This is a genomic window from Rhodanobacter sp. LX-99, from assembly GCF_018599185.1.
GTDB lineage: Bacteria > Pseudomonadota > Gammaproteobacteria > Xanthomonadales > Rhodanobacteraceae > Rhodanobacter.
The window spans coordinates 452,375-474,666 of record NZ_JAHFVL010000002.1 but is presented as its reverse complement, the minus strand read 5'-3'; the positions used below and the strand labels follow the sequence as shown (position 1 = coordinate 474,666).

The 22,292-nt window shown below is 67.2% G+C and carries 24 protein-coding genes; 22 read left to right on the top strand and 2 right to left on the bottom strand.

Annotated features, from left to right (window positions below; genetic code table 11):
* Window positions 1-36: 36 nt before the first annotated feature.
* Window positions 37-537 carry a glycine zipper 2TM domain-containing protein gene (locus KK131_RS12910; protein WP_214557125.1) on the bottom strand — a complete coding sequence of 167 codons (501 nt, stop codon included), beginning with the start codon at window positions 535-537 and terminating at the stop codon, window positions 37-39.
* Between the two features lie 28 nt (window positions 538-565).
* The gene (locus KK131_RS12905; RefSeq protein ID WP_214557388.1) at window positions 566-1,153 is read right to left on the bottom strand and encodes a glycine zipper 2TM domain-containing protein; all 588 of its coding nucleotides are present in this window, start codon (window positions 1,151-1,153) and stop codon (window positions 566-568) included.
* A 173-nt stretch (window positions 1,154-1,326) separates the two neighbouring features.
* On the opposite strand from KK131_RS12905, the gene KK131_RS12900 reads away from it, so the two are divergent.
* From KK131_RS12900 to KK131_RS12795, 22 genes are all read left to right on the top strand, one after another.
* Entirely contained in the window at window positions 1,327-2,094 is a 768-nt protein-coding gene (locus KK131_RS12900; RefSeq protein ID WP_214557124.1) for a TatD family hydrolase, read from the top strand.
* A 79-nt stretch (window positions 2,095-2,173) separates the two neighbouring features.
* Window positions 2,174-2,698, top strand: a complete 525-nt coding sequence (locus tag KK131_RS12895; protein WP_214557123.1) for a MarR family transcriptional regulator — start codon at window positions 2,174-2,176, stop codon at window positions 2,696-2,698.
* An 11-nt stretch (window positions 2,699-2,709) separates the two neighbouring features.
* On the top strand, window positions 2,710-4,185 hold the full coding sequence (locus KK131_RS12890; RefSeq protein ID WP_214557122.1) for an efflux transporter outer membrane subunit: 1,476 nt from the start codon (window positions 2,710-2,712) through the stop codon (window positions 4,183-4,185).
* The gene (locus KK131_RS12885; protein WP_214557121.1) at window positions 4,172-5,380 is read left to right on the top strand and encodes an HlyD family efflux transporter periplasmic adaptor subunit; all 1,209 of its coding nucleotides are present in this window, start codon (window positions 4,172-4,174) and stop codon (window positions 5,378-5,380) included. The genes KK131_RS12890 and KK131_RS12885 overlap by 14 nt, the downstream gene beginning before the upstream one ends.
* An 8-nt stretch (window positions 5,381-5,388) precedes the next feature.
* The gene (locus KK131_RS12880; protein ID WP_214557120.1) at window positions 5,389-6,951 is read left to right on the top strand and encodes a DHA2 family efflux MFS transporter permease subunit; all 1,563 of its coding nucleotides are present in this window, start codon (window positions 5,389-5,391) and stop codon (window positions 6,949-6,951) included.
* 81 nt (window positions 6,952-7,032) lie between these two features.
* Window positions 7,033-7,530, top strand: a complete 498-nt coding sequence (gene phaR, locus KK131_RS12875) for a polyhydroxyalkanoate synthesis repressor PhaR (protein ID WP_214557119.1) — start codon at window positions 7,033-7,035, stop codon at window positions 7,528-7,530.
* Window positions 7,531-7,644: 114 nt separating this feature from the next.
* On the top strand, window positions 7,645-8,406 hold the full coding sequence (gene phbB / locus KK131_RS12870; RefSeq protein WP_214557118.1) for an acetoacetyl-CoA reductase: 762 nt from the start codon (window positions 7,645-7,647) through the stop codon (window positions 8,404-8,406).
* Between the two features lie 227 nt (window positions 8,407-8,633).
* On the top strand, window positions 8,634-10,184 hold the full coding sequence (locus KK131_RS12865) for a M4 family metallopeptidase (RefSeq protein ID WP_214557117.1): 1,551 nt from the start codon (window positions 8,634-8,636) through the stop codon (window positions 10,182-10,184).
* A 199-nt stretch (window positions 10,185-10,383) separates the two neighbouring features.
* Entirely contained in the window at window positions 10,384-11,787 is a 1,404-nt protein-coding gene (locus KK131_RS12860; RefSeq protein ID WP_214557116.1) for an NAD(P)/FAD-dependent oxidoreductase, read from the top strand.
* Window positions 11,780-12,187, top strand: coding sequence for a DUF3293 domain-containing protein (locus KK131_RS12855; protein WP_214557115.1), 408 nt, complete (start codon window positions 11,780-11,782; stop codon window positions 12,185-12,187). Before KK131_RS12860 ends, KK131_RS12855 begins: the two co-directional genes overlap by 8 nt.
* A 61-nt stretch (window positions 12,188-12,248) precedes the next feature.
* On the top strand, window positions 12,249-12,884 hold the full coding sequence (gene ccmA / locus KK131_RS12850; RefSeq protein ID WP_214557114.1) for a cytochrome c biogenesis heme-transporting ATPase CcmA: 636 nt from the start codon (window positions 12,249-12,251) through the stop codon (window positions 12,882-12,884).
* A 51-nt stretch (window positions 12,885-12,935) separates the two neighbouring features.
* Window positions 12,936-13,622, top strand: coding sequence for a heme exporter protein CcmB (gene ccmB, locus KK131_RS12845; protein ID WP_214557113.1), 687 nt, complete (start codon window positions 12,936-12,938; stop codon window positions 13,620-13,622).
* 6 nt (window positions 13,623-13,628) lie between these two features.
* Window positions 13,629-14,387, top strand: a complete 759-nt coding sequence (locus KK131_RS12840; RefSeq protein WP_214557112.1) for a heme ABC transporter permease — start codon at window positions 13,629-13,631, stop codon at window positions 14,385-14,387.
* A complete protein-coding gene (gene ccmD, locus KK131_RS12835) occupies window positions 14,384-14,593 on the top strand; it encodes a heme exporter protein CcmD (RefSeq protein ID WP_214557111.1) in 210 nt (69 codons plus the stop codon). Before KK131_RS12840 ends, ccmD begins: the two co-directional genes overlap by 4 nt.
* Window positions 14,594-14,615: 22 nt before the next feature.
* Window positions 14,616-15,092 (top strand): cytochrome c maturation protein CcmE, encoded by a 477-nt coding sequence (gene ccmE, locus KK131_RS12830; protein WP_214557110.1) that lies wholly within the window; start codon window positions 14,616-14,618, stop codon window positions 15,090-15,092.
* A gap of 68 nt (window positions 15,093-15,160) precedes the next feature.
* Window positions 15,161-17,146 carry a heme lyase CcmF/NrfE family subunit gene (locus tag KK131_RS12825; RefSeq protein WP_214557109.1) on the top strand — a complete coding sequence of 662 codons (1,986 nt, stop codon included), beginning with the start codon at window positions 15,161-15,163 and terminating at the stop codon, window positions 17,144-17,146.
* Window positions 17,143-17,685: a DsbE family thiol:disulfide interchange protein gene (locus KK131_RS12820; protein ID WP_214557108.1), complete on the top strand. Its 543-nt coding sequence runs from the start codon at window positions 17,143-17,145 to the stop codon at window positions 17,683-17,685. Before KK131_RS12825 ends, KK131_RS12820 begins: the two co-directional genes overlap by 4 nt.
* Entirely contained in the window at window positions 17,685-18,131 is a 447-nt protein-coding gene (locus tag KK131_RS12815; protein WP_250887249.1) for a cytochrome c-type biogenesis protein, read from the top strand. Before KK131_RS12820 ends, KK131_RS12815 begins: the two co-directional genes overlap by 1 nt.
* Window positions 18,128-19,180 (top strand): hypothetical protein, encoded by a 1,053-nt coding sequence (locus KK131_RS12810; protein ID WP_214557107.1) that lies wholly within the window; start codon window positions 18,128-18,130, stop codon window positions 19,178-19,180. Before KK131_RS12815 ends, KK131_RS12810 begins: the two co-directional genes overlap by 4 nt.
* Before the next feature lie 2 nt (window positions 19,181-19,182).
* Window positions 19,183-20,292: a homoserine O-acetyltransferase gene (locus KK131_RS12805; RefSeq protein ID WP_214557106.1), complete on the top strand. Its 1,110-nt coding sequence runs from the start codon at window positions 19,183-19,185 to the stop codon at window positions 20,290-20,292.
* Window positions 20,293-20,341: 49 nt separating this feature from the next.
* Window positions 20,342-20,923, top strand: coding sequence for a cysteine dioxygenase family protein (locus KK131_RS12800; protein ID WP_214557105.1), 582 nt, complete (start codon window positions 20,342-20,344; stop codon window positions 20,921-20,923).
* A 368-nt stretch (window positions 20,924-21,291) separates the two neighbouring features.
* On the top strand, window positions 21,292-22,281 hold the full coding sequence (locus KK131_RS12795; RefSeq protein ID WP_214557104.1) for a phage integrase SAM-like domain-containing protein: 990 nt from the start codon (window positions 21,292-21,294) through the stop codon (window positions 22,279-22,281).
* Window positions 22,282-22,292 lie beyond the last annotated feature (11 nt).

The following is a 22,292-nucleotide window of genomic DNA, read 5'->3' as shown; positions in this document are numbered from 1 at the left end:
TTTGATTTTGGACGTCCAGACGTCCATATGCTCCAATCAGCGTGCGTATACGTGATCCCCGCGCACCTCGACGTAGTCGCCGCTGCGGACGCCGGGATTCTCGCGCTGGGTCACCGTGGCGTACTGGCCATTGTCCAGCCGCACCACGATGCGCCATGCGACGTCGTTGCCGCCGCTGCGCTTGCCGACCTGGTTGCCGACGACGCCGCCTGCTACCGCGCCAGCCACGGTGGCAGCCTTGCGGCCATCGCCCTTGCCGACCTGGTTGCCGAGCACGCCACCGGCAACCGCGCCGATGATCGCTCCCAGCGTGCCGCCGTTGCCGCCGCCGTCGGTGTAGACCTGCTGCACCTCCTGCACCACGCCGCAGGTCTGGCAGCGCACGTTGCGGTCGCCGTAACCGTAGCCACTCTGCTGGCCCTGGTAGCCGCGATCGTAATTGCGGTTGTTGCCGTACGGTGAAGTGGCGCAGCCGGCGAGAGCCAAACCGGCAGTCATCGCGGCAGCCAGGGCGAACTTGCTGGGCAGTGCGTTCATGAGGTCACTTCCTTTGCTGGGGGTCGTTTCAATGAGCGTCCGAGACGGCCGTCACGCCTTCCTGCACCTGCACACGGTCACCCGGATCATGATCCATGCGCACCGTGCGGGTGACGCCGTTGTATTCATAGCGCACGTCGTAGCCGACGATCTTGGTGCTGGTGTTGTTGACGGTTTCGCACTTGCGCTCCACCGACGAGGTCACCTGCGCATGCTGGCGGCTCGCCTGAATGCGGTTGCCGGCATAACCACCGCCCACCGCACCGGCCACCGTGGCCAGTGTCTTGCCCTTGCCGCCGCCAACCTGATTGCCGACCAGGCCGCCCACGACCGCACCGATCGCCGTGCCCGCGATGCGGTGTTCGTCCTTCGGCGGCGCGGTGTGCGTGACCGTCTCGTCGTGGCAGACCTGCTTCGGGTTGTTTACCGTCGAGCGCACCGGGTCGACGCTGACCACCTTGGCGTACTTGACCCCGGCGTCCGCGCTTGCGCTGGCGCCCGCATCGGCGGAAGCGTTGGAGGCGCCCGCATCCGCATTCCGGTTGCAGGCCGAGAGACCGACCGCGAGTGCCGCCGCGATGGCGATATTGAGTACATTGACTGTCAACCTGTTCATCACAACCCTCTCCTCTGTTTGTTTGGCGGCATTGCCGGGCACCCGGGGCGCCTGCGCAATAACGTGCGTAGCCATTGAACCGTTATTCAACTGAATCGCAGCTAGCTCACGCTCGTTACATTATCTTCACGTGGAAATCGCAGAACTCTCTGCCAGTGCACGAAAAACAAATCATGTCCCGACTCGTCGACAGTCACGTTCATCTCGATGACGACGCCTTCGCCGGCGACCGTGGCGCGGTCATCGAACGCGCCCGCCAAGCCGGGGTCGGCACGATGGTCGTTCCGGCCGTCGATGCCGACAGTTGGCCGGTGATCAGGGACCTCTGCGCCCGCCAGGCCGGCCTGCATCCCGCTTACGGCTTGCATCCGATGTTCCTGTCCCACCATGCGCCGGAACATGTCGACGCCCTGTCTTCATGGCTGAACGAGAACCGTCCGGTAGCGGTCGGCGAGATCGGCCTGGATTTCCACGTGGACGGCCTCGATCGCGAACTGCAACGTCACTATTTCCTGCGCCAGCTGCAACTGGCGCGCGAGCACGATCTGCCGGTGATCGTGCATGCCCGCGGCGCGCTGGAGGAAGTCACGCTGACCCTGCGCCGCAGCGGCGGCCTGCGCGGCGTGGTGCACAGCTTTTCCGGCAGCGAGCAACAGGCGCGGCAACTGTGGGACCTGGGCTTCCATCTGGGCATCGGCGGCCCGGTGACCTACGAGCGCGCACAGCGCCTGCGCCGAATCGTGGCGCAGATGCCGGTCGAGTTCCTGTTGCTGGAAAGCGACGCCCCGGACCAGCCCGGCGCAGCCCACCGCGGCGAACGCAACGAACCGGCCCATGTCGCCGAGGTGCTGCGCTGCGTCGCGGCGCTGCGCGGCGAGCCGGAGGCCGACGTCGCCGCCGCCACCAGCGCCAACGCCCGCCGCCTGTTCCGGCTCGACTGACATCCGTGCCATCGGTCACTTGCAAGCGACAATCGGAGTTTGCTACTTTTATTTCACTAGTGAAATATGAATCAGTGAAATGGCGCGTTTGACAAACTGCATCGCGATGATGGACGAGGGTATCGGCCGGGTCAGCCAGATCATCCCGCAGATGCCCGCGCTTGAGGCGCGGCTGTGCCGGCTGATGCTGATGCTGGGTGACGACATCGAGGAAGAGCTCGAATTCAAGCTGAAGCCGCACAAGCTCAACCACAGCGAATTCCTGACCCTGATGATCCTGTACAGCCGCCCGGACGGCAGCTCGACCCCGGGCGAGCTGTGTGAGTACGCCACCCAGGGCGCCACCAACATGACCCGCATCGCGAATGCGCTGGTCAAGCGCGGGCTGATCACCCGCGGCGCCAGCGCGGAGGATCGCCGCCGCGTGCTGATCCGCATCACCCCGGCCGGACGGCGCTTCGTGCAGAAGATGCTGCCGCCGATGTTTCCCCGCGTCGCCACCATGTTCGCCGGCTTCAGCGACACCGACAAACGCCATTTTGACCGCCTGCTGCGCAAGCTGTCCGGCAACCTCGACCAGTTGAGCGAAAGCCGCCACCCATGAAGGACACCCCGATGAAGCATGCCCCGCTCCGCGGTCGCACGGCGCTGGCCGCCGCGATCCTGCTGACGCTGGCCGGCTGCGCCGCCGCACCGGCCCGACTCGGCCCGCCCGCGCTGCGCGACGACGTGCCGCTGGCCGGCCTGCAGGCCCCCGTTCGTGCCGGCTGGCCGGCCGCCCAGTGGTGGCGCCAGTACGACGACCCGCAACTGGATAGCCTGATGGATCGCGCCATGCGGCAGTCGCCGGACCTGGCGCTGGCGCAGAGCCGCGTGCAGGACGCCGAACAGTCGGCAAAACTGGCAGCCGCGCAGCTCGGGCTGTCGGTCAACGGCAGCGCGCAGGTGTCGCGCCAGCGGATGAGCGATCACGGCCTGATCCCCAGCCAGTTTCTCGGCTTCAGCTGGTACAACCAGGCCGACCTCGGCGTGCAGTTGCAGTACGACTTCGACTGGTGGGGCAAGAAACGCGCGACGATGGAAGCCGCGCTGGACCAGGCACACGCCGCCGAAGCGCAACGCAGCGCCGCCGCGCTGGCGATCCAGTACGCCGTCGCCGACACCTACTTCGGCTGGCAGGCCGACCAGGCACGGTTGCAGCTGGCCGACCAGTTGCTGGCCACGCAACAGCGGTTCGCCCATATCGCCGAGCTGCGCGTGCGGCAAGGCGTGGACCTGCCCGACGAGGCGCAGAAAGCCCGGGCCCAGCTCGCCGCGGTGCGCGAAATGCGCGTGGCGCTCGACGGTTCGGCGAAGATCCGCCGTGCCGCGCTGGCCTCCCTGCTCGGCGTCGCGCCGGCCGAATTGCCCGAACTCCACGCGCGGCCGCTGCCGGCGATCGAGCGCGGCGTACCGGCAAATGGCGGACTGGACCTGATCGCGCGCCGCCCCGACATCGCCGCCAGCCGCTGGCAGGTCGAGGCCGCACTGAAGCAGACCGACGCCGCGCGCGCCGAGTTCTTCCCCGACATCAGCCTCACCGCACTGGCCGGCCTGTCCAGCATCGACATGGGCAAGCTGCTCACCGCCGGCAGCCGCACGTTCGCGCTGACCCCGGCGCTGCACCTGCCGATCTTCAACGGCGGCGCGCTCGAGGCGAACTACGGCGTGAGCAAGGCCCAGCTCGACGCGGCCGTGGCGCAGTACGACAGCGCCGTGCTGACCGCGGCGCGCGAGGTGGCGACGCAAGCCTTGAGCGCCGAGCAGATCGCCGGTCGCCAGCGCGAGCAGCGGGCCCAGCTCGACGCCGACCAGCGCCTGCTGGCGAATGCGCAGGCGCGGGCTCGCCAGGGCGTGCGCGATCTGCGCGAAAGCCTGGGCGCGCAAACCGCCTTGCTGCAGCAACGCGATGCCGCGACCCAGTTGCAGGCACAGGCACTGAGCACCGATCTGGCCCTGATCAAGGCACTCGGCGGCGGCTACCGCGCCGCCGACGAAGCCACCACTTCCTCTTCTGTTACCGCCGGAGCCGCCCACCATGAGCGCCACTGAATCCGCCAAATCCTCCGTCGACACCAACGACAGCGGCATGGCCGCCAAGGATCCGGGCAAGCGCCGGCGCGCGCTGCTGGTCGTGGCCGGCGTGTTCATCCTCGCCGCGCTGCTGTGGTTCCTGCTGTGGTTCTTCGTGCTGTCGACCCGGGTGAAGACCGACAACGCCTACGTCGGCGGCAACCAGGTGGCGATCTCGGCGCAGGTGCCGGGCACGGTGGTGGCGATCCTCGCCGACGACACCCAGCACGTCGAGGCCGGCCAGGTACTGGTGAAGCTGGACGGTACCGACGCCGACACGCGCCTGGCGCAGGCACGCAGCGCGCTGGCCCAGGCCGTGCGCGGCGTGCGCCAGCAGACCAGTTCGGCGACCAGCGCCGACGCGCAGGTGGTCGCCGCGAGGCTAGACCTGAAGAAGGCCGAGGCGGATCTGCAGCGGCGCCTGCCGCTGATCGCCGCCCAGGCTGAATCGCCGGAAATCGTGCAGCACCTGCGCGACGGCGTGGAGCGGGCGCGTGCCGCGGTGAACGCCGCCGAGGCGCAGGCCGCCGCCGCGCATGCCGCCATCGAAGGCACCGACGTGGCGCAGAACCCGGTGGTGATGCAGGCCCGCGCGAACTTCCGCGCCGCCTGGGTCGCCGCGCAGCGCAACGCGATCTACGCGCCGGTGTCCGGCTACGTGGCCGAGCGCAGCGTGCAGCTGGGCAACAGCGTGCAGCCGGGCCAGCAACTGATGACCGTGGTACCGCTGCACGACCTGTGGATCGACGCGAACTTCAAGGAAAGCCAGCTGCGCCACATCCGCATCGGCCAGCCGGCGAAGGTGGTGTCCGACCTGTACGGCGCCGACGCGGAGTACCACGGCAAGGTGATCGGCCTCGGCGCCGGCACCGGCAGCGTGTTCTCGCTGCTGCCGGCGCAGAACGCCACCGGCAACTGGATCAAGGTGGTGCAGCGCGTGCCGGTGCGCATCGCACTGGACAACAAGGAACTGGACAAGCATCCACTGCGCATCGGCCTGTCCACCGACGTCACCGTCGACATCCGCAATGACCGGGGCAGCGTGCTGGCCAACACGCCAACACAGCAGCCGGTCGCGCAGACCGACGTCTACGACCAGATGGCCAGCAAGGCCGATGCGGAAGCGGAACAGATCATCCGCGCCAACCTGCCCCACGCCACCGCCGCGAACTGAGCCGCCCCATGGCCACCACGCCGAACGACGCCGCACCCGACGCCCCGCTGAAGCCGCTGCACGGCGCGCCGCTGGCGCTGCTCACCATCGCCGTCGCGTTCAGCACCTTCATGGAGGTGCTGGACATGACGATCGTCAACGTCGCGGTGCCGCACATCGCCGGCAGCCTCGGCGTGAGCCCCAGCGAAGGCACCTGGACGATCAGTTCCTACGCGCTGGCCAGCGCGATCATGCAGCCGCTGACCGGCTGGCTGGCGCGCCGCTTCGGCGAGGTGAAGACCTTCGTCGGCTCGGTGCTGCTGTTCGTGATCTTCTCGATGCTGTGCGGCCTGGCCACCAGCATGCCGATGCTGGTGATCGGCCGCCTGCTGCAGGGCGCCGGTTCCGGCCCGATGGTGGCGCTGTCGCTGACCCTGCTGCTGTCGAACTACCCGAAGGAAAAACAAGGCATCGCGCTGGCGCTGTGGGCGATGACCGTGGTGGTGGCGCCGATCTTCGGGCCGATCCTGGGCGGCTGGTTGACCGACAATTTCTCGTGGCCGTGGATCTTCTACATCAACCTGCCGGTGGGCCTGGCCGCAGCGGTGGTCACCTGGGGCTTGTTGCGCAAGCGCGAGACGAAGACCTACAAGGCGCCGATCGACATGGTCGGCCTGGCCCTGCTGGTACTCGGCGTGGGCTGCCTGCAGTTCATGCTGGACAACGGCAACGACCACGACTGGTTCGCCTCCCCGATGATCCTCACCCTCGGCCTCGTCGCGCTGGTCTGCCTCACCTTCCTGATCGTGTGGGAACTGCACGCGAAGCATCCGGTGGTCGACCTGTCGCTGTTCAGGCAACGCAATTTCACCGTCGGCGTGGTCAGCCTGTCGCTGGGCATGTTCGCGTTCTTCGGCATCAACGTGGTGTTCCCGCTGTGGCTGCAGATCACCCTGGGCTACACCGCCACCTGGGCCGGCCTGGCCACCGCGCCGGTCGGCGTGCTGGCGTTCCTGATCGCGCCGATCCTGGGCAAGAACATGCACCGGCTGGACCTGCGCGCGGTGGTGACGTTCGCGTTCCTGGTGTTCGCCGGCACCGCGTACTGGTTCTCCACCTTCGACAGCTCCGCCTCGTTCTCCACCCTGGTGGTGCCGCGTTTCGTGATGGGCCTGGCGATCCCGTGCTTCTTCATCCCGCTGAACCAGGTCTACCTGTCCGGCCTGCCGGTGGAGCAGATCGCCAGCGCCTCGGGCCTGTCCAACTTCTGCCGCACGATCGGCTCGAGCGTGTCCACCGCGATCATGGTGACGCTGTGGCAGCATCGCGGCGAGTCCCACCACGCCACGCTGACCGAATACGTCAGCCCCGGCCATCCGGCGGCCACCGGGTTCATCGGCCAGCTGTCACATGGCGGGCTGTCGCACACGCAAAGCCTGGGCCTGATCGACCAGCTGCTGACGCGCGAGGCGCTGACCCTGGCGGTGAACGACGTGTTCTGGGCCTGCGCGATCCTGTTCGTGCTGCTGATTCCGGTGCTCTGGTTCGCCAGGCCGCCGTTCGGCAGCGCCGGCGGCGCGGTCGGCCACTGAAATTGCTGCAGCCGCCGGCTGCAGCATGAACACCCGGGCCACGACTGGTGCGGCGCAATATCTTCTGCTAGCGTTCGCCGCATGGCACAAACAAAACGCACCATCAAGAAGTACCCGAACCGGCGTCTCTACGACACGGAAATCTCCAGCTACATCACGCTGGAGGAAGTCCGCCAACTGGTCCTGGACAACGAGGACTTCGAAGTCCGCGACGCCAAGACCGGCGAAGACCTGACCCGTTCGGTGCTGCTGCAGATCATCTCCGAGCACGAGGACAAGGGGCAGCCGATGCTGTCGCCGCAGCTGCTCAGCCAGATCATCCGCTTCTACGGCGATTCGCTGCAGGGCTTCATGGGGCCTTACCTGGAGCGCAGCCTGCAGGTGTTCCTGGACCAGCAGACGCAGTTCCGCAGCCAGCTCAACAGCCTGATGGGGCAAACCCCCTGGAACACGCTGAACGACCTGACCGAACGCAATCTCGCCGCGTTCCAGGCGTTGCAGCGCGGGCTGATCGACACCGCCGCGCAGGTGATCCCGACCCCGGGCGCCGGCAGCCGCAGCGGCAAGAAATCCGGCTGATTCCAGCCCGGCCGACGGCGCGCACCGACGCGCCGTTCGTTTGTTTTCCGATCCGATCGCTGCAGCACAACACGTGCTGCCTTGCGGCATGATCAAGCCATTGGATACACAGCCATGAGCCATTCCGCTCTACCCAAGCGCGTCGCACTGGTCACCGGAGGCATCGGCGGCATCGGCACGGAAATCTGCCGCCAGCTGGCCCGGGCCGGCCGCCGGGTGATCGCGCTGGACCTCGCTTCGCGGGAGGAGCGCGTGACCGCATTCCGCGCTGAAACCGCCGACTTCGGCGACGCCATCGCGTTCGAGCCGGCCGACGTCAGCGACTTCGACGACTGCCAGCAGCTGACCGCGCGCATCGAACGGCAGCACGGCAGTGTCGACATCCTGGTCAACGCCGCCGGCATCACCCGCGATGCCAGCTTGCGCAAGATGACGCCGCAGCAATGGCGCGAACTGATGCGGGTGAACCTGGACGGCGTGTTCAACATGTGCCGCAACGCGATCGAAGGGATGACCGCACGCGGTTTCGGCCGCATCGTCAACATCAGCTCGGTCAACGGCCAGACCGGTCAGTTCGGCCAGACAAACTACTCCGCCGCCAAGGCCGGCGTGCACGGCTTCAGCATGGCATTGGCGCGCGAGACCGCGCGCAAGGGCGTCACCGTCAACACCATTTCGCCCGGCTACTGCGACACCCCGATGGTCGCCGCCGTACCTGCCGACATCCGCGCCCAGATCATCGCCGGCATCCCGGTAGGCCGGCTCGGTTCGCCCGCCGACATCGCCCGCGCCGTCGCTTTCCTCGCCGCCGACGACGCGGGCTACATCACCGGCGCCAACCTGCCGGTCAACGGCGGCTATTTCATGAGCTTCTGAGCCAGCCTCGCCGAAAATCGCGAAACAGGCTTGGCCCCGGAGCCCTCCGGGCAGCGCCGATTCTAAGAAATATGGTCATTGACCGGGCCGGGGCGAGGTCGTAGTTTCCTGCGATCCGGTTGCGTACCCGTCCTGGGGGGGACGTTCGCGGCCGGAACGCAAGACGTATCACCACCGGGAAAACCCGCTGGGGCGTCTATCCAGTCATTTAGGGAGGGGAAACACTGATGATGCACAAACCACTTGTGGGTGCGCTGTTGGGCGCTATCGGCCTGGCCGCCATGTCCGACGCCGGGGCCGCCACGCATGCGCGCGTCCAGGCTCGATCCATGGGCAAGATCGCACCCGCGGCTCTCGCCAGCCGCATCGGTCTGGAGGCCGATGCCTCGCTGTCGCCGCGCCTGCAGGCACGTACCGCCCACGGGACCCTCAAAACCCGTGAACAACAGAGCTTCCGCGGCGTGCCCGTGTACGGCCGCCATGTCGTGGTGGAACACGACGGCAGCGGCAACGTGCTCGGCGTCAGCGGCGAAATTTCCCGCGGCATCGGCCACGACATCGCCTCGGTCACTCCCGCCATCAGCGGTGCCCGTGCGACCGCCCTCCTGCGTGCCCACGCCGGTTTGCTGCCATTCGGCATCGGTGTCGATGGCGTAAGGGACAGCGACATCCAGAATGCGAAGAGCGACCTGTACGTCTACGCCGAAGGCAATCGCGCACGCCTTGCCTACGTCACGTCGTTCTTCGTCGACCGCAACGGCGCGCCGACGCGCCCGATGGCGATCATCGACGCGAACACCGGTGAGGTGATCCAGGCGTGGGAAGGCCTCACCACCAAGGGCAAGCCTGGCGGTGGCGGCGGCACCACCGGCACCCCCGCTCTCGCCACCGGCGCCGGCGGTAACCTGAAGACCGGCCAGTACTTCTACGGTACCGACTACGCGGCGCTCGCCGTCACCCAGTCTGGCTCCACCTGCACCATGCAGAATCCGGACGTGAAGACCAACAACATGGCCGGCAGCACGCGCCGGGGCACGCTGTGGAGCTTCATCTGCCCGACCAGCAGCGGCGATGCCGCGAACGGCGCCTATTCGCCGATCAACGATGCGCACCACTTCGGCAGCGTCGTGCACGACATGTACAACAGCTGGCTCGGCGCACCGCCGCTGAGCTTCTCGCTGGTGATGAACGTGCACTACGGCCGCAACTACGAGAACGCGTTCTGGAACGGCTCGTCGATGAACTTCGGCGACGGCGCCAGTTACTTCTACCCGCTGACCTCGCTGGACGTCACCAGCCACGAGATCAGCCACGGCTTCACCGAGCAGAACTCCAACCTGCAGTATTCCGGCCAGTCCGGCGGCATGAACGAGGCGTTCTCGGACATGGCCGGTGAAGCGGCCGAGTACTTCGACCGCGGCAGCAACGACTGGCTGGTCGGTGCCGAGATCATCAAGAACGGCACCGCGCTGCGCTGGATGTGCACGCCGACGCTGGACGGTGGTTCGATCGACAACGCGGCGGACTACACCAGTTCGCTGGACGTGCATTATTCCAGCGGCGTCTACAACAAGGCGTTCTGCACGCTGGCGAAGTCGTCGAACTGGAACACGAAAAAGGCCTTCGAGGTCTTCGCGCACGCCAACGCGATGTACTGGACGGCGACCTCCACGTTCAACTCCGGTGCCTGCGGCGTGGAATCCGCTGCGGACGACTACGGCTACTCGCGCAGTGACGTGGCGGCGGCATTCAACGCCGTCGGCGTGACCTGCCAGTAAGCGTCCGGCAAGTACGCGACTAAGGAAGGGCCGGCCCGCCTGGGCTGGCCCTTTTCGTTGCCTTCGGAAAATCCCGCTCGCCCTCACCCAACTCGCCGGCGCCGCACGCATCCCTTCCGCGGCACGAAAAGATCCGCCCGGGATTGCAGTCGCGCGCCGCTTGCGGAACAGTGGGCGGATTCTCCTCGTGGATCGTGGCATGGCGCAGCAACCCATCACCCTCATCGGCGGCGGCCTGGTCGGCGCATTGCTGGCGCAGCAGCTGGCGCGGCGCGGCTTTGCGGTCGAGGTGTTCGAGAAACGGCCCGACCCGCGCCGCGCGGGCTTCATCGGTGGCCGCTCGATCAACCTGGCGCTGGCCGAGCGCGGGCTGCAGGCGCTGCGCACGGCCGGCCTGGCCGACGACGTGCTGCAGCGCGCGGTGATGATGCGCGGACGCATGGTGCACGACCGCGACGGCAACAGCGGCCTGCAGCGCTACGGCGTGGACGACAGCGAAGTGATCTGGTCGGTCTCGCGCGGCGCGCTGAACATGCTGCTGCTGGACGCGGCCGAGGCGGTCGGCGTGCGCTTTCATTTCGGCCAGTCGCTGGTCGGCGCCGACTTCGGGCGACAACGCATCCGGCTCGCCGACGAGGCGGGCGTAGAACGCGAACGGGGCGTCGGCATGCTGGTCGGCGCCGATGGCGCCGGCTCCGCGGTGCGCGCGGCAATGAACGCGCATGCGCCGCTGGGCGAGCGGATCGAATCGCTCGGCCACGGCTACAAGGAACTGGAGATCCCGCCGGCCAGCCAGCTGCCGGCCGCGGTGCTGCAGCTCAGCGGCGGCCACGACCAGTTCGCGCTGGAGCCGCACGCGCTGCACATCTGGCCGCGCGGCGGCTACATGTGCATCGCGCTGCCGAATACCGAAGGCAGCTTCACGGTGACCCTGTTCCTGCCGGCACAGGGCGCCGCGCCGAGCTTCGCCAGCCTGCCCGACGCCACGGCCGCGGCCGCATTCTTCCGCGAACAATTCGCGGGCCTGCTACCGCTGATCCCGCGCTTCGACGAGGATTTCGACAGCCATCCTGTCGGCACGCTGTCCACGCTGTACCTCGACCGCTGGCACCTGGACGGCCGCGCGCTGCTGCTCGGCGACGCGGCGCACGCGATCGTGCCGTTCCACGGCCAGGGCATGAACTGCGGCTTCGAGGACACCGTGGTGCTGGCGAACCTGCTGGCCGAGGCACCGGACGACAGCGCCGAAGTGTTCGCCGAATTCCAGCGCGTGCGCCAGCCGAACGCCGACGCGATCGCCGCGATGGCGCTGGAGAACTACGTGGAGATGCGCGACTCGGTCGCCGACCCGCACTACCTGGCCAAACGCGAACTGGGTGCCTTGCTGGCTGAACGCATCCCCGGCCATTACATGGCGCGCTATCGGCTGGTGACGTTCACCCACGTGCCCTACGCCTACGCGCTCGAACGCGGTCGTGTGCAGGACCAATTGCTGGAACAGCTGCTGCGCGACACGCCGAACGTGGCGGATATCGACATCGAGGCCGCCGCGCGGCTGTTCCAGTCGACGCTGGAGCCGCTGCCGAGGCTGCGCCATGGATGAAGCCCTGCTCGAGGCATTTCGCGCCACCGCCTACCATGTCTGCCTGGACACCGTGACCTGGGCGACGATACGCGTGGATCTGCCCCTGCCGGCCCAGCTCGCCGACGCGGTCGGTTCGCGCCCATGGGCTTTCATCACGGCATGGAATCCGCAGGCGCGCCGACGCCCGCCGGCAGAGAACCTGGCCGCACAGCGCGAACTGCTGGCCGCGCTGCAGAACCAGCCCGGTGTCGCCGTCCATCCGGCCCTCGGGGTGGGCACTTCCGGCTGGAGCGAGCCCAGCCTGTTCGTCGTGGGGACAAGCGTCCATGCGCTGGACAAACTGGCCAGGACCCACGGGCAGCTGGCCTACGTGCACGGTGAAGCCGGCAGCGCCGCTCTTCTGCGGGTGCTGGACTGAGCCGCTCAGCGGCAGCGCGCCGCATGGACAAGCGCCACCGGCATTGCGGACAATCACGGGAATGACTGCCGCCAGCACCGCTGCGCCCCTGCTCGAAGCACGCGCCTTGAGTTTCCATCGCCAGGACGAACCGGTGTTCGCGCCGCTGGATTTCCAGCTGCGCGCGGGCGAGCTGGCCCTGGTCGAAGGCGACAACGGCAGCGGCAAGACCACCTTGCTGCGCATGCTGGCCGGGTTGCTGCACATCGGCGCCGGCGAACTGTGCTGGCGCGGCGAACCGCTGCAGCGCGACCGCTGCGCCGGCGAAATCCTGTTCCTGGGCCATCAGCTCGGCCTCAAGGCCGACCTCAGCCCACGCGAGAACCTGCGCATCGCCGCCGGCCTGCACGGTGCCCGCGAGGGAGCCAGCGTGGCCACGGTGCTGGCCCGGATCGGCCTGCGCGGCTACGAGGACGAGCCGGTGCGCCGGCTGTCCGCCGGCCAGAAAAAGCGCGCCGCACTGGCCCGCCTGCTGCTGTTGCCGGCCACCTTGTGGCTGCTCGACGAGCCGTACGCGAACCTCGACCGCATCGGTATCGCGCTGGTGAACGACTTGCTGGAAAGCCACACCGATGCCGGTGGCGCGGCGATGGTCACCAGCCACGGCACGGTGAGTTTCCATGGCGGCGAGCCGCGACGGATCCGCATGCATGATTGAGGCACGGCACCTCATGCACGGGCTCCCCTCCCTGCCGGCGGGAGCAAAGCCATGAGCCGTCCAGGCCTGGCCACCGCCTGTGCCGCGATGCTGCGGCGCGACCTCACCCTCGCCTGGCGCCGGCGCGGCGACATCGCGATGCCGGTGCTGTACGCGCTGATCGTGACCATGCTGTTCCCGTTCGCGCTGGGGCCGGAAGACACCTTGCTGCAGCGGATCGCCGGCGGCGTGGTGCTGGTCACCGTGTTGCTGGCGATGCTGCTGGCGCTGGATGCGATGTTCTCCAGCGACATCGAGGACGGTTCGCTGGAGCAGTTGGTGCTGGCGCCGCAGCCGCTGGCGCTGATGCTGGGCATGAAGATCCTTGCCCACTGGATCACCACCGCGCTGCCGTTGATCGTGATCGCCCCGTTGATGGCCGCCATGCTGCACCTGCCCGGCGCGCTGATTCCGGTGCTGCTGCTGGCGCTGCTGCTGGCCACGCCGCTGCTCAGCCTGCTCGGCGCAGTGCTGGTGGCGCTGACGGCCGGCACCCGGCGCTCTGGTATGCTGCTCGCCTTGATGTTGCTGCCGCTTTGCGTGCCAGCCGTGATCTTCGCCGCCGGCGCCGTCGCGGCCGCCCAACAGGGTTTGCCGTGGCTCGCGCCGATCGCCTGGCTCGCGGCCGCGCTGGTACTGGCGGTGGTATTGGCGCCACTGGCCTGCGCGGCGGCCCTTCGTATTGCCCTGGACGCATGACTGATCATGGCTAACTGGATCCCGCTCTGGTTGCACAAGCTCGGCTCGCCGCCGACGTTCTACCGCTTCGCCGGCACGCTGCAGCCGTGGGCGCTGGGACTGGCGCTGCTGCTCGGCGCGATCGCGCTGTACGGCGGCCTGGTGCTGGCGCCGGCCGACTACCAGCAGGGCGACGCCTACCGGATCATCTTCATCCACGTGCCCAGCGCATGGATGAGCATGTTCATCTACGCGGTGATGGGCGTGGCCTCGTTCATCGCGCTGGTGTGGCGGATCAAGCTGGCCGAGGTGGTGGCGATGGAATCGGCGCCGATCGGCGCGGCGTTCACCTTCATCACCCTGGTCACCGGCTCGCTGTGGGGCAAGCCGATGTGGGGCACCTGGTGGACCTGGGACGCGCGGCTCACCTCCGAACTGGTGCTGCTGTTCCTGTTCCTGGGCGTGATCGGGCTGTACCACGCGTTCGAGGATCGCCGCCAGGGCGCACGCGCCGCGGCCTTCCTGGCGATCATCGGCATCATCAACGTGCCGATCGTGCACTTCTCGGTGAACTGGTGGAACACCTTGCACCAGGGCAGCACGGTCAACGTGTTCGGCCGGTCCAAGATGTCCTGGGACATGCTGTGGCCGCTGCTGACCATGATGCTGGCCACCAAGTTCTACTACATCGCCAGCCTGTTCCGCCGCGTGCGTACCGACCTGCTGTCGCTGGAAGGCGGCAAGGACTGGGTGCGCAGGATCGCCGAAGACGAGGCCGACCGATGAGCGCCCTGCAGCACTTTTTCGCGATGGGCGGTTATGCCGCCTATGTCTGGCCGGCCTACGCGCTGTTCTTCATCGTGCTGATCGCCGACACCATCGCACCGCGCGTGCGCCGACACCGCGTGCTGCGGGAACTCCGTGCACGGCTGGCGCGTCAACAGGTACGCCAGGGTCGCGCCAGCAGCACCCCCACTCCACCATCCCCTTGAGGGGGCGGCTCCCGACATGCCCATGAACCCCACCCGCAAACGCCGACTCACCATCGTGCTGTCGATCCTCGCCGCAGCTGCCGTCGCGGCCGTGCTGGTCGTGCTGGCGCTGCAGAACAACATGAACTACCTGCTCACCCCGAGCCAGGTGCAGTCGGGCGAGGCAGCCAGCTACAGCACGTTCCGGCTCGGCGGCATGGTCAAGGCCGGCTCGATCCAGCGTTCGAGCGACTCGCTCAAGGTCACCTTCACCGTGGTCGACGCCGGCGGCGCGATGCCGGTGGAGTACACCGGCATCCTGCCCGACCTGTTCCGCGACAACCAGTCGGTGATCGCCACCGGCCACATGGACGGCGCCCGCTTCGTCGCCACCGAGGTGCTGGCCAAGCATGACGAGACCTACATGCCGAAGGAGCTGAAGGACGCCATGGCGAAGGCGCATGAGGGCAAGCAGGTCAAGGAAGCGGGGAATGGGGAAGCGGGAATGGAGAATCGCTGACCCATGAACGCCACGCTCCGCCGCTTTGCGAATTCCGTATCCCGTATCCCGAATCCCGGCACACGACCATGACCCCCGAACTCGGCCAACTCGCGTTGATCCTCGCCCTGCTGCTGGCGCTGGCGCAGAGCATCCTGCCGCTGGTCGGCGCGTGGCGCGGCAATCGCGCGCTGATGGCCGTGGCACGCCCGGCCGCCGCCGGCCAGGCGGTGTTCGTCGCCATGGCCTTCGGCATCCTGGCGTGGGCGTTCCTGCGCTTCGACTTCTCGGTGCAGTACGTGGCCGACAACTCGAACCTGGCGCTGCCGTGGTACTACCGCATCGCCGCGGTGTGGGGCGCGCACGAGGGTTCGCTGCTGCTGTGGATCCTGATCCTCAACGTGTGGACGGTGGCGCTGGCCGCGTTCAGCCAGAAGCTGCCCGAGGTGTTCGCCTCGCGCGTGATCGCCGTGATGGGCCTGATCGCGGTGGGCTTCCTCGCTTTCATCATCTTCACCTCCAACCCGTTCGGGCGGCTGCTGCCGATGCCGGGCGACGGCGCGGATCTGAACCCGGTGCTGCAGGACCCGGGCATGACCTTCCACCCGCCGATGCTGTACATGGGCTACGTCGGCTTCTCGGTGGCGTTCGCGTTCTCGATCGCCGCCCTGCTCGGCGGCGAGCTGGAGCAGGCGTGGGTGCGCTGGGCGCGGCCGTGGACCAACGTGGCTTGGGCCTTCCTTACCTGCGGCATCGTCGCCGGCAGCTGGTGGGCCTATGCCGAACTGGGCTGGGGCGGCTGGTGGTTCTGGGACCCGGTGGAGAACGCCAGCTTCATGCCGTGGCTGGTCGGCGCGGCGCTGATTCACGCGCAGGCGGTGACCGAGAAGCGCGGCTCGCTGCGCGCGTGGACGATCCTGCTGTCGATCTTCGCGTTCTCGCTGTCCCTGCTCGGCACCTTCCTGGTGCGCTCGGGCGTGCTCACTTCGGTGCATGCGTTCGCCTCCGATCCGCGTCGCGGCGTGTTCATCCTGGCCTTCCTGACCATCGTGGTCGGCGGCTCGCTGCTGCTGTACGCCCTCAGGGCGCCCAAGGTGCTCGGCGGCAAATCGTTCCAGGTGGTGTCGCGCGAAACCGCGCTGCTGATCGGCAACCTGATGTTCGCGGTGGCCGCGGCGATGGTGCTGCTGGGCACGCTGTTCCCGCTGATCGGCGACGCGCTGAACCTGGGCCGGATCTCGGTCGGACCGCCCTACTTCGGCTTCCTGTTCCCGCTGTTGATGGCGCCGGTGGTACTGCTGTTGCCGTTCGGCCCGTTCCTGCGCTGGGGCAAGGGCGATGCGCCGATGCTCAAGAGCCTGCTGCTGCGCGTGGTCATCGCTGCACTGGCCTGCGCCATCATCGCGGCCTTCCTGGTCGACGGAAACCTGAAGGCGATCGCCGGCGTTGCGGCCGCCGTGTGGATCATGGTCGGCGTGCTGCTCTATGCCTACAAGCGCTGGCGCGAAATGCCGCGCGGCCGGCGCTATCCGGCCGAGATGGCCGGCATGCTGCTGGCGCACCTGGGCGTCGGCGTGTTCGTAGTCGGCGTACTGTTGTCCGAGTCGCTCAGCGTGACCCGCGACGTGCGCATGGCGCCGGGCGAAACGCAGCGCATCGGCAACTATGACTTCCGCTTCGACGGCGTGCACCACGCCACCGGCCCCAACTGGACCGCCGACCAGGGCGTGGTCACGGTGACCCATGGCGAAAAACAGATCGCCGTGATGCACCCGCAGAAGCGCACCTATCCGCGCGGCCAGGTGCAGACGGAGTCCGCGGTGGATGCTGGCGTCACCCGCGACCTCTACGTGGCGCTCGGCGAACCGATGGATGCGAACAATGTCGAAGGCGCCTGGGCGCTGCGGCTGTACTACAAGCCGTTCATCCGCTGGATCTGGGCCGGCGGCCTGCTGATGATGCTGGGCGGCCTGGTCTGCGCCACCGACAAGCGCTTCCGCATCAAGCGCGGCGCCAGGGCCGAAGCCGGCGTCGAAGCTGCCGACGGCGTGCAGGTGCAGGGAACGCGCGCATGAGCCGCCTGCTTCCGTTCATCGGCTTCATGCTGCTGGTGGGACTGTTCGGCTTCGGCATCTGGTGGAACACCCAGCACGACCAGAATGCGATCCCGTCGCCGCTGCTGGACAAGCCGGCGCCCGCGTTCAACCTGCCCAAGCTGTACGAGCCGACCCGGATGGTCAGCAAGGCCGACTTGCTGGGCAAGCCTTACCTGCTCAACGTGTTCGCCAGCTGGTGCATCGAATGCGGCGTGGAACACCCGGTGCTGACCGCCGAAGGCCCGACCCTGGGCGTGCAGTTGGTCGGCTACAACTACAAGGATGCGCCGGACGACGCCAAGGGCTGGCTGGCGAAACACGGCAACCCGTACGACCTGCTGATCGCCGACGAACCGGGCCACACCGCGATCGACTTCGGCGTGTACGGCGCGCCGGAAAGTTTCCTGATCGATGCGAAGGGCGTGATCCGCTACAAGCACATCGGCCCGTTGACGCCCGACGTGGTGGCGAAGGAACTGAAACCGGCGATCGCGGCGATGCTGAAGGAGGCGCCGTGATGCGCCCGTTCCTGCGCATGCTGTTCGTGGCGTTGCTCACGTTTGCCGGCGTCGCGCACGCGCAGGCGATCGAGCCGATGCCGTTCAAGGACCACGCCCAGGAGCTGCGCTTCCAGCACCTGACCCACCAGCTGCGCTGCCCGATGTGCCAGAACGAGACGCTGGCCGATTCCAACGCGCCGATCGCGCGCGACCTGCGCAACCAGATTTTCCAGATGATGCAGCAAGGCAAGAGCGACGAGGAGATCAAGCAGTACCTGGTCGCGCGCTATTCCAGGTTCGTGCTGTACGACCCGCCGCTGACGCCGGGTACCTGGCTGCTGTGGTTCGGCCCGCTGCTGATCCTGCTCGGCGGTGCCGGCGTGGTACTGGTGGCGATCCGCAAACGCAGCCGCGCCGGCAGCATCGCCACTGAAGCACCGACCGACAACGGGGACGACTGGTGAAGACCGCTTTTTTCATTGCCGCCGCCGCGATGGTCGCTGTGGCGCTGGCCGTGTTGTTGCTGCCGCTGGTGCGCCAAGGCCGCAAGTCCGGCCAGCCGCGCGGCGTATTCGCCGTGACCCTGCTGATCGCGCTCGTGCTGCCGCTGGGCACCGGCGCACTGTACCTGCTGGTGGGCACGCCGGCCGCGTTGAACGGGGCGACCGCCGCGGCCGCCGCACCGATCAGCATGCAGCAGGCACTCGCCGAGCTGCGCACCCATCTGCAACAGCAACCGGACGACCTGCAGGGCTGGATGCTGCTGGCCCAGACCAGCAGCATGCTGCGCCAGCCGGGCGAGGCGCGCGACGCGTTCGACCATGCGCTGAAGCTCGCCCCGAACAACGCCGAAGCGATGATCGGCTGGGCCGAGAACGACTCGATGACGCGCAGCGACCACCGCATCGAAGGCCGCGCGCTGGAGTTGCTCAAGCGCGCCGTGCAACTGCATCCGGACAGCCAGCGCGGGCTGTGGCTGCTCGGCATCAGCAACTTCCAGCGCGGCGAATACCGCGAGGCCGCGGCCACCTGGCGCCTGCTGCAGCCGCAGCTGGAACCGGGTTCGAACGTGGCCAAGGCGGTCGCCGAACAGATCGCCGTGGCCAACGCCCGCGCCGGCGGCGCACCCGCCGGTGCGTCGGGCAGTGCCGCCGCTGCCGCCCCGCAGGGCGCTACGTTGCAGGTGCAGGTAACGCTGGCGCCGGCACTCAAGGACAAGCTCGCCCCCGGCGATGCCTTGTTCGTCTACGCCCGTGCGGAGAACGGGCCGCCGATGCCGCTGGCGGTGGCCAAGCTCGATCCCGCCCAGTTGCCCACCACCGTCACGCTGACCGATGCGATGGCGATGACGCCGGCGTTCAGGCTGTCCTCGGTCGAGCGCGTCTTCGTCGGCGCACGGATCAGCCACAGCGGCCAGCCGGTCGCCCAGCCCGGCGACCTGGAAGGCGATGCCGGCGTGGTCGCGGTGGACCACAAGACGCCGGTCAAGATCAGCATCGACAAGGTGCATTGACCATGGGCGACGCGCGCCGCTATTTCGCCCTGCCCTCGCCGTTCCCGATGAAGCGCGGCGGCGAGTTGCACGGCGCGCACGTCGCCTACGAAACCTGGGGTACGTTGAACGCGGCGCGCGACAACGCCGTGCTGGTGCTCACCGGCCTGTCGCCCAGCGCGCACATGACCTCGTGCGCGGAAGATCCCGCGCCGGGCTGGTGGGAAGGCATGGCTGGCCCCGGCAAGGCGATCGACACCACACGCTGGTTCGTGATCTGCGTGAACTCGCTGGGCAGCGACAAGGGCTCGACCTGCCCCGCCTCGATCGACCCGGCCAGCGGCGAACCGTACCGGCTGGCATTTCCCGAACTGGCGCTGGAAGACGTCGCCAACGCCGCGCATGGTGTCGCCGGCAGCCTCGGCATCAGCCAGCTGGCCTGCCTGATCGGCTGCTCGATGGGCGGCATGAGCGCGCTGGCCTACATGCTGCTGCACCCGCACAGCGTGCGCGCGCACATCAGCGTGGACACCGCGCCGCAGGCGCAGCCGTTCGCGATCGCGATCCGCTCGCTGCAGCGCGAGGCGATCCGGCTCGATCCGCACTGGAACGAAGGCCGCTACGACGACGCCAGCTACCCCGACATCGGCATGAGCATCGCGCGCAAGCTCGGCGTGATCACCTATCGCTCGGCGATGGAATGGAACGGCCGCTTCGCGCGGATTCGGCTCGACCCCGAGCAGCGCGAGGACGAGCCGTTCGGCCGCGAGTTCCAGGTCGAGTCCTACCTGGAAGGCCACGCCCAGCGCTTCGTGCGCCACTTCGACCCGAACAGCTACCTCTACCTGTCGCGCGCCAGCGACTGGTTCGATATCGCCGAATACGGCCACGGCAGCGTGCTGGAAGGACTCAAGCGCATCCGCATCGAACAGGCCATGGTGATCGGCGTCAGCACCGACATCCTGTTCCCGCTGCAGCAGCAGGAACAGATCGCCGAAGGCCTGCAAGCGGCCGGCGCGCGGGTGGAATTCGTGGCGCTGGATTCGCCGCAGGGCCACGACGCCTTCCTGGTCGACATCGACAACTACAGCCGCGCGATCGGCGGCTTCCTGAACAGGCTGGCGGCCGCATGAATGCCGCACTGCTAAGATAAGCCGCATCACGCATCACACCGAGATCATCATGCTTACCCTGGATTTCCCCGGCAGCCGCACCCTGATCGACGCGATCGACGCCGCCGTGGCCAAGCCGACCACCCACGAGCTCACCGACAGCCTGCGCAACAGCCTGTGCAAGCTGATCCGCGAGAATGCGGTGACCCTGCCCGACTGCGTGTTCGAAGCAAACGCCGAGCACTACGCCCGCCGCGAGCTGTACCGCAGCGAGGAGCACGGCTACTGCGTGGTGGCGATGACCTGGGGGCCGGGCCAGGGCACGCCGATCCACGACCACGACGGCATGTGGTGCGTCGAGGGCGTGTGGAACGGCGCGCTGGAGATCGTGCAGTACGAATTGCTGGAACACGACGCACAGCGCTACTGCTTCCAGCCGGTCGGCTCGATCCAGGCCGGCGCCGGCTCGGCCGGCAGCCTGATCCCGCCGCACGAATACCACAGCATCCGCAACCCCAGCGACAGCGCCGTCACCGTCAGCCTGCACATCTATTCCGGCCCGATGACCCGCTGCTCGGTGTTCCAGCCGCTGCCGGAAGACCGCTGGTACGGCCGCGACGTGCGCCAGCTGGGTCTCGACCGCGTGCACTGAACCCGGCATAATCCCCTGCTCGCACATGCCGGTGTGGCGAAATGGTAGACGCGGCGGACTCAAAACCCGCTAATGCGTGCGAAAGTAGTTCAAAATCAAGCATTTAGAATGAATATGGTGTTACTTACACCTTACTTACTTTCCGCCTCCGCCCTCAGCTAGTATTGGTCCCGATGCCCCGGGACACTAGCCAAACCCCCTACGAACTCCGACGCGTTTCGAACTGCGAATCGCTGACGCTTTACCGTATTCGGCGATCACGCTACTGGCAGTACCGTTTCCGCCTCCTCGGCGAAGGGCGGTACAAGCGAGGCTCCACCAAGAGCGAAAACCTCCGTGACGCGACGGAGCAGGCAAAAGCAATTTGGATGGCACACGTCGTCGCCCGCGAGACGCTGACCATCCCACGCGAGAGGCAGTTTGGGCATCACGTCAAGCAGCTCCAAGCCGAGCAAGAAAAGAAGGTCACGCGCAAGCTACGCAACCCGCGCTTCGCGAAGTCAGACAATCCAAGGCTCAAGGCACTTGAGGAGTTCTTCAAGAACGACCCCATTGACGCTATCGACGGTCAGCGTATCGGTGACTTCCAGGATCACCTATACGAGCAAAATCCCAAGATATCCAGAGCAACCGTCCGCCACTATTTCGTTGTGCTGCGGAAGGTGTTCAAGCAGGCTGCCATGACTGGCGTGATCCAATCATTGCCTCAGTTCCCCGATGCTGGTGGCACCTCAGGCATCAATCCGCGCACTGGGTTCTCGATTGAAGAATACAAAACGCTGCGCGACCATCTGAAGAAGAAGGCAGCAACTGACCCGAAGTATGCGGAGGTCTATGACGTAGTTCTCTTGCTCACCAACAGTTTGCTACGCCCTTCCGAGATCAAGTATTTAACTCATCAGCATGTCAAGGTCAGTAAAGACGCAGCAGGGATAACGTTGCTCATCCGCCCTCCGAATCCGAAGGTCAAGGCATACGACTACGAAACCTTCACCATGGAAGGCGCCGTAGAGGCTTATAAGCGGATGCTGCAACGCTACCCAACGAAGGACAGTTTCATCTTCTTCGCCAAGACAGAGAACCGAAATTACGCGATTGAGATGCTTGGCAAATTGTTCGGGAAGGCGCTTGTCGAGCTGGGTATGAAGCAAACGCGGGATGGTAGGCGAACGCTGTACTCGCTCCGGCACAGCGGCATCAGCTGGCGTCTTCTGCGGGGCGAGGGAACGGCGTTCGACATCGCACGATGGGCACGAACTAGCGTGGAGATGATCGAGAAACATTACTCCAGCGTCTACAAGCTTGGGGCGGTTGCGCCACAGCTTCGGTCCCAAGGCAGGAAGAGTGCAAAACGGTGACTAGACACGGT

Coding starts and splice junctions, on each gene's coding strand:
- KK131_RS12910 (WP_214557125.1), bottom strand. CDS start 537: ATGAACGCACTGCCCAGCAAGTTCGCCCTGGCTGCCGCGATGACTGCC.
- KK131_RS12905 (WP_214557388.1), bottom strand. CDS start 1,153: ATGAACAGGTTGACAGTCAATGTACTCAATATCGCCATCGCGGCGGCA.
- KK131_RS12900 (WP_214557124.1), top strand. CDS start 1,327: ATGTCCCGACTCGTCGACAGTCACGTTCATCTCGATGACGACGCCTTC.
- KK131_RS12895 (WP_214557123.1), top strand. CDS start 2,174: ATGGCGCGTTTGACAAACTGCATCGCGATGATGGACGAGGGTATCGGC.
- KK131_RS12890 (WP_214557122.1), top strand. CDS start 2,710: ATGAAGCATGCCCCGCTCCGCGGTCGCACGGCGCTGGCCGCCGCGATC.
- KK131_RS12885 (WP_214557121.1), top strand. CDS start 4,172: ATGAGCGCCACTGAATCCGCCAAATCCTCCGTCGACACCAACGACAGC.
- KK131_RS12880 (WP_214557120.1), top strand. CDS start 5,389: ATGGCCACCACGCCGAACGACGCCGCACCCGACGCCCCGCTGAAGCCG.
- phaR (WP_214557119.1), top strand. CDS start 7,033: ATGGCACAAACAAAACGCACCATCAAGAAGTACCCGAACCGGCGTCTC.
- phbB (WP_214557118.1), top strand. CDS start 7,645: ATGAGCCATTCCGCTCTACCCAAGCGCGTCGCACTGGTCACCGGAGGC.
- KK131_RS12865 (WP_214557117.1), top strand. CDS start 8,634: ATGATGCACAAACCACTTGTGGGTGCGCTGTTGGGCGCTATCGGCCTG.
- KK131_RS12860 (WP_214557116.1), top strand. CDS start 10,384: ATGGCGCAGCAACCCATCACCCTCATCGGCGGCGGCCTGGTCGGCGCA.
- KK131_RS12855 (WP_214557115.1), top strand. CDS start 11,780: ATGGATGAAGCCCTGCTCGAGGCATTTCGCGCCACCGCCTACCATGTC.
- ccmA (WP_214557114.1), top strand. CDS start 12,249: ATGACTGCCGCCAGCACCGCTGCGCCCCTGCTCGAAGCACGCGCCTTG.
- ccmB (WP_214557113.1), top strand. CDS start 12,936: ATGAGCCGTCCAGGCCTGGCCACCGCCTGTGCCGCGATGCTGCGGCGC.
- KK131_RS12840 (WP_214557112.1), top strand. CDS start 13,629: ATGGCTAACTGGATCCCGCTCTGGTTGCACAAGCTCGGCTCGCCGCCG.
- ccmD (WP_214557111.1), top strand. CDS start 14,384: ATGAGCGCCCTGCAGCACTTTTTCGCGATGGGCGGTTATGCCGCCTAT.
- ccmE (WP_214557110.1), top strand. CDS start 14,616: ATGAACCCCACCCGCAAACGCCGACTCACCATCGTGCTGTCGATCCTC.
- KK131_RS12825 (WP_214557109.1), top strand. CDS start 15,161: ATGACCCCCGAACTCGGCCAACTCGCGTTGATCCTCGCCCTGCTGCTG.
- KK131_RS12820 (WP_214557108.1), top strand. CDS start 17,143: ATGAGCCGCCTGCTTCCGTTCATCGGCTTCATGCTGCTGGTGGGACTG.
- KK131_RS12815 (WP_250887249.1), top strand. CDS start 17,685: ATGCGCCCGTTCCTGCGCATGCTGTTCGTGGCGTTGCTCACGTTTGCC.
- KK131_RS12805 (WP_214557106.1), top strand. CDS start 19,183: ATGGGCGACGCGCGCCGCTATTTCGCCCTGCCCTCGCCGTTCCCGATG.
- KK131_RS12800 (WP_214557105.1), top strand. CDS start 20,342: ATGCTTACCCTGGATTTCCCCGGCAGCCGCACCCTGATCGACGCGATC.
- KK131_RS12795 (WP_214557104.1), top strand. CDS start 21,292: ATGGCACACGTCGTCGCCCGCGAGACGCTGACCATCCCACGCGAGAGG.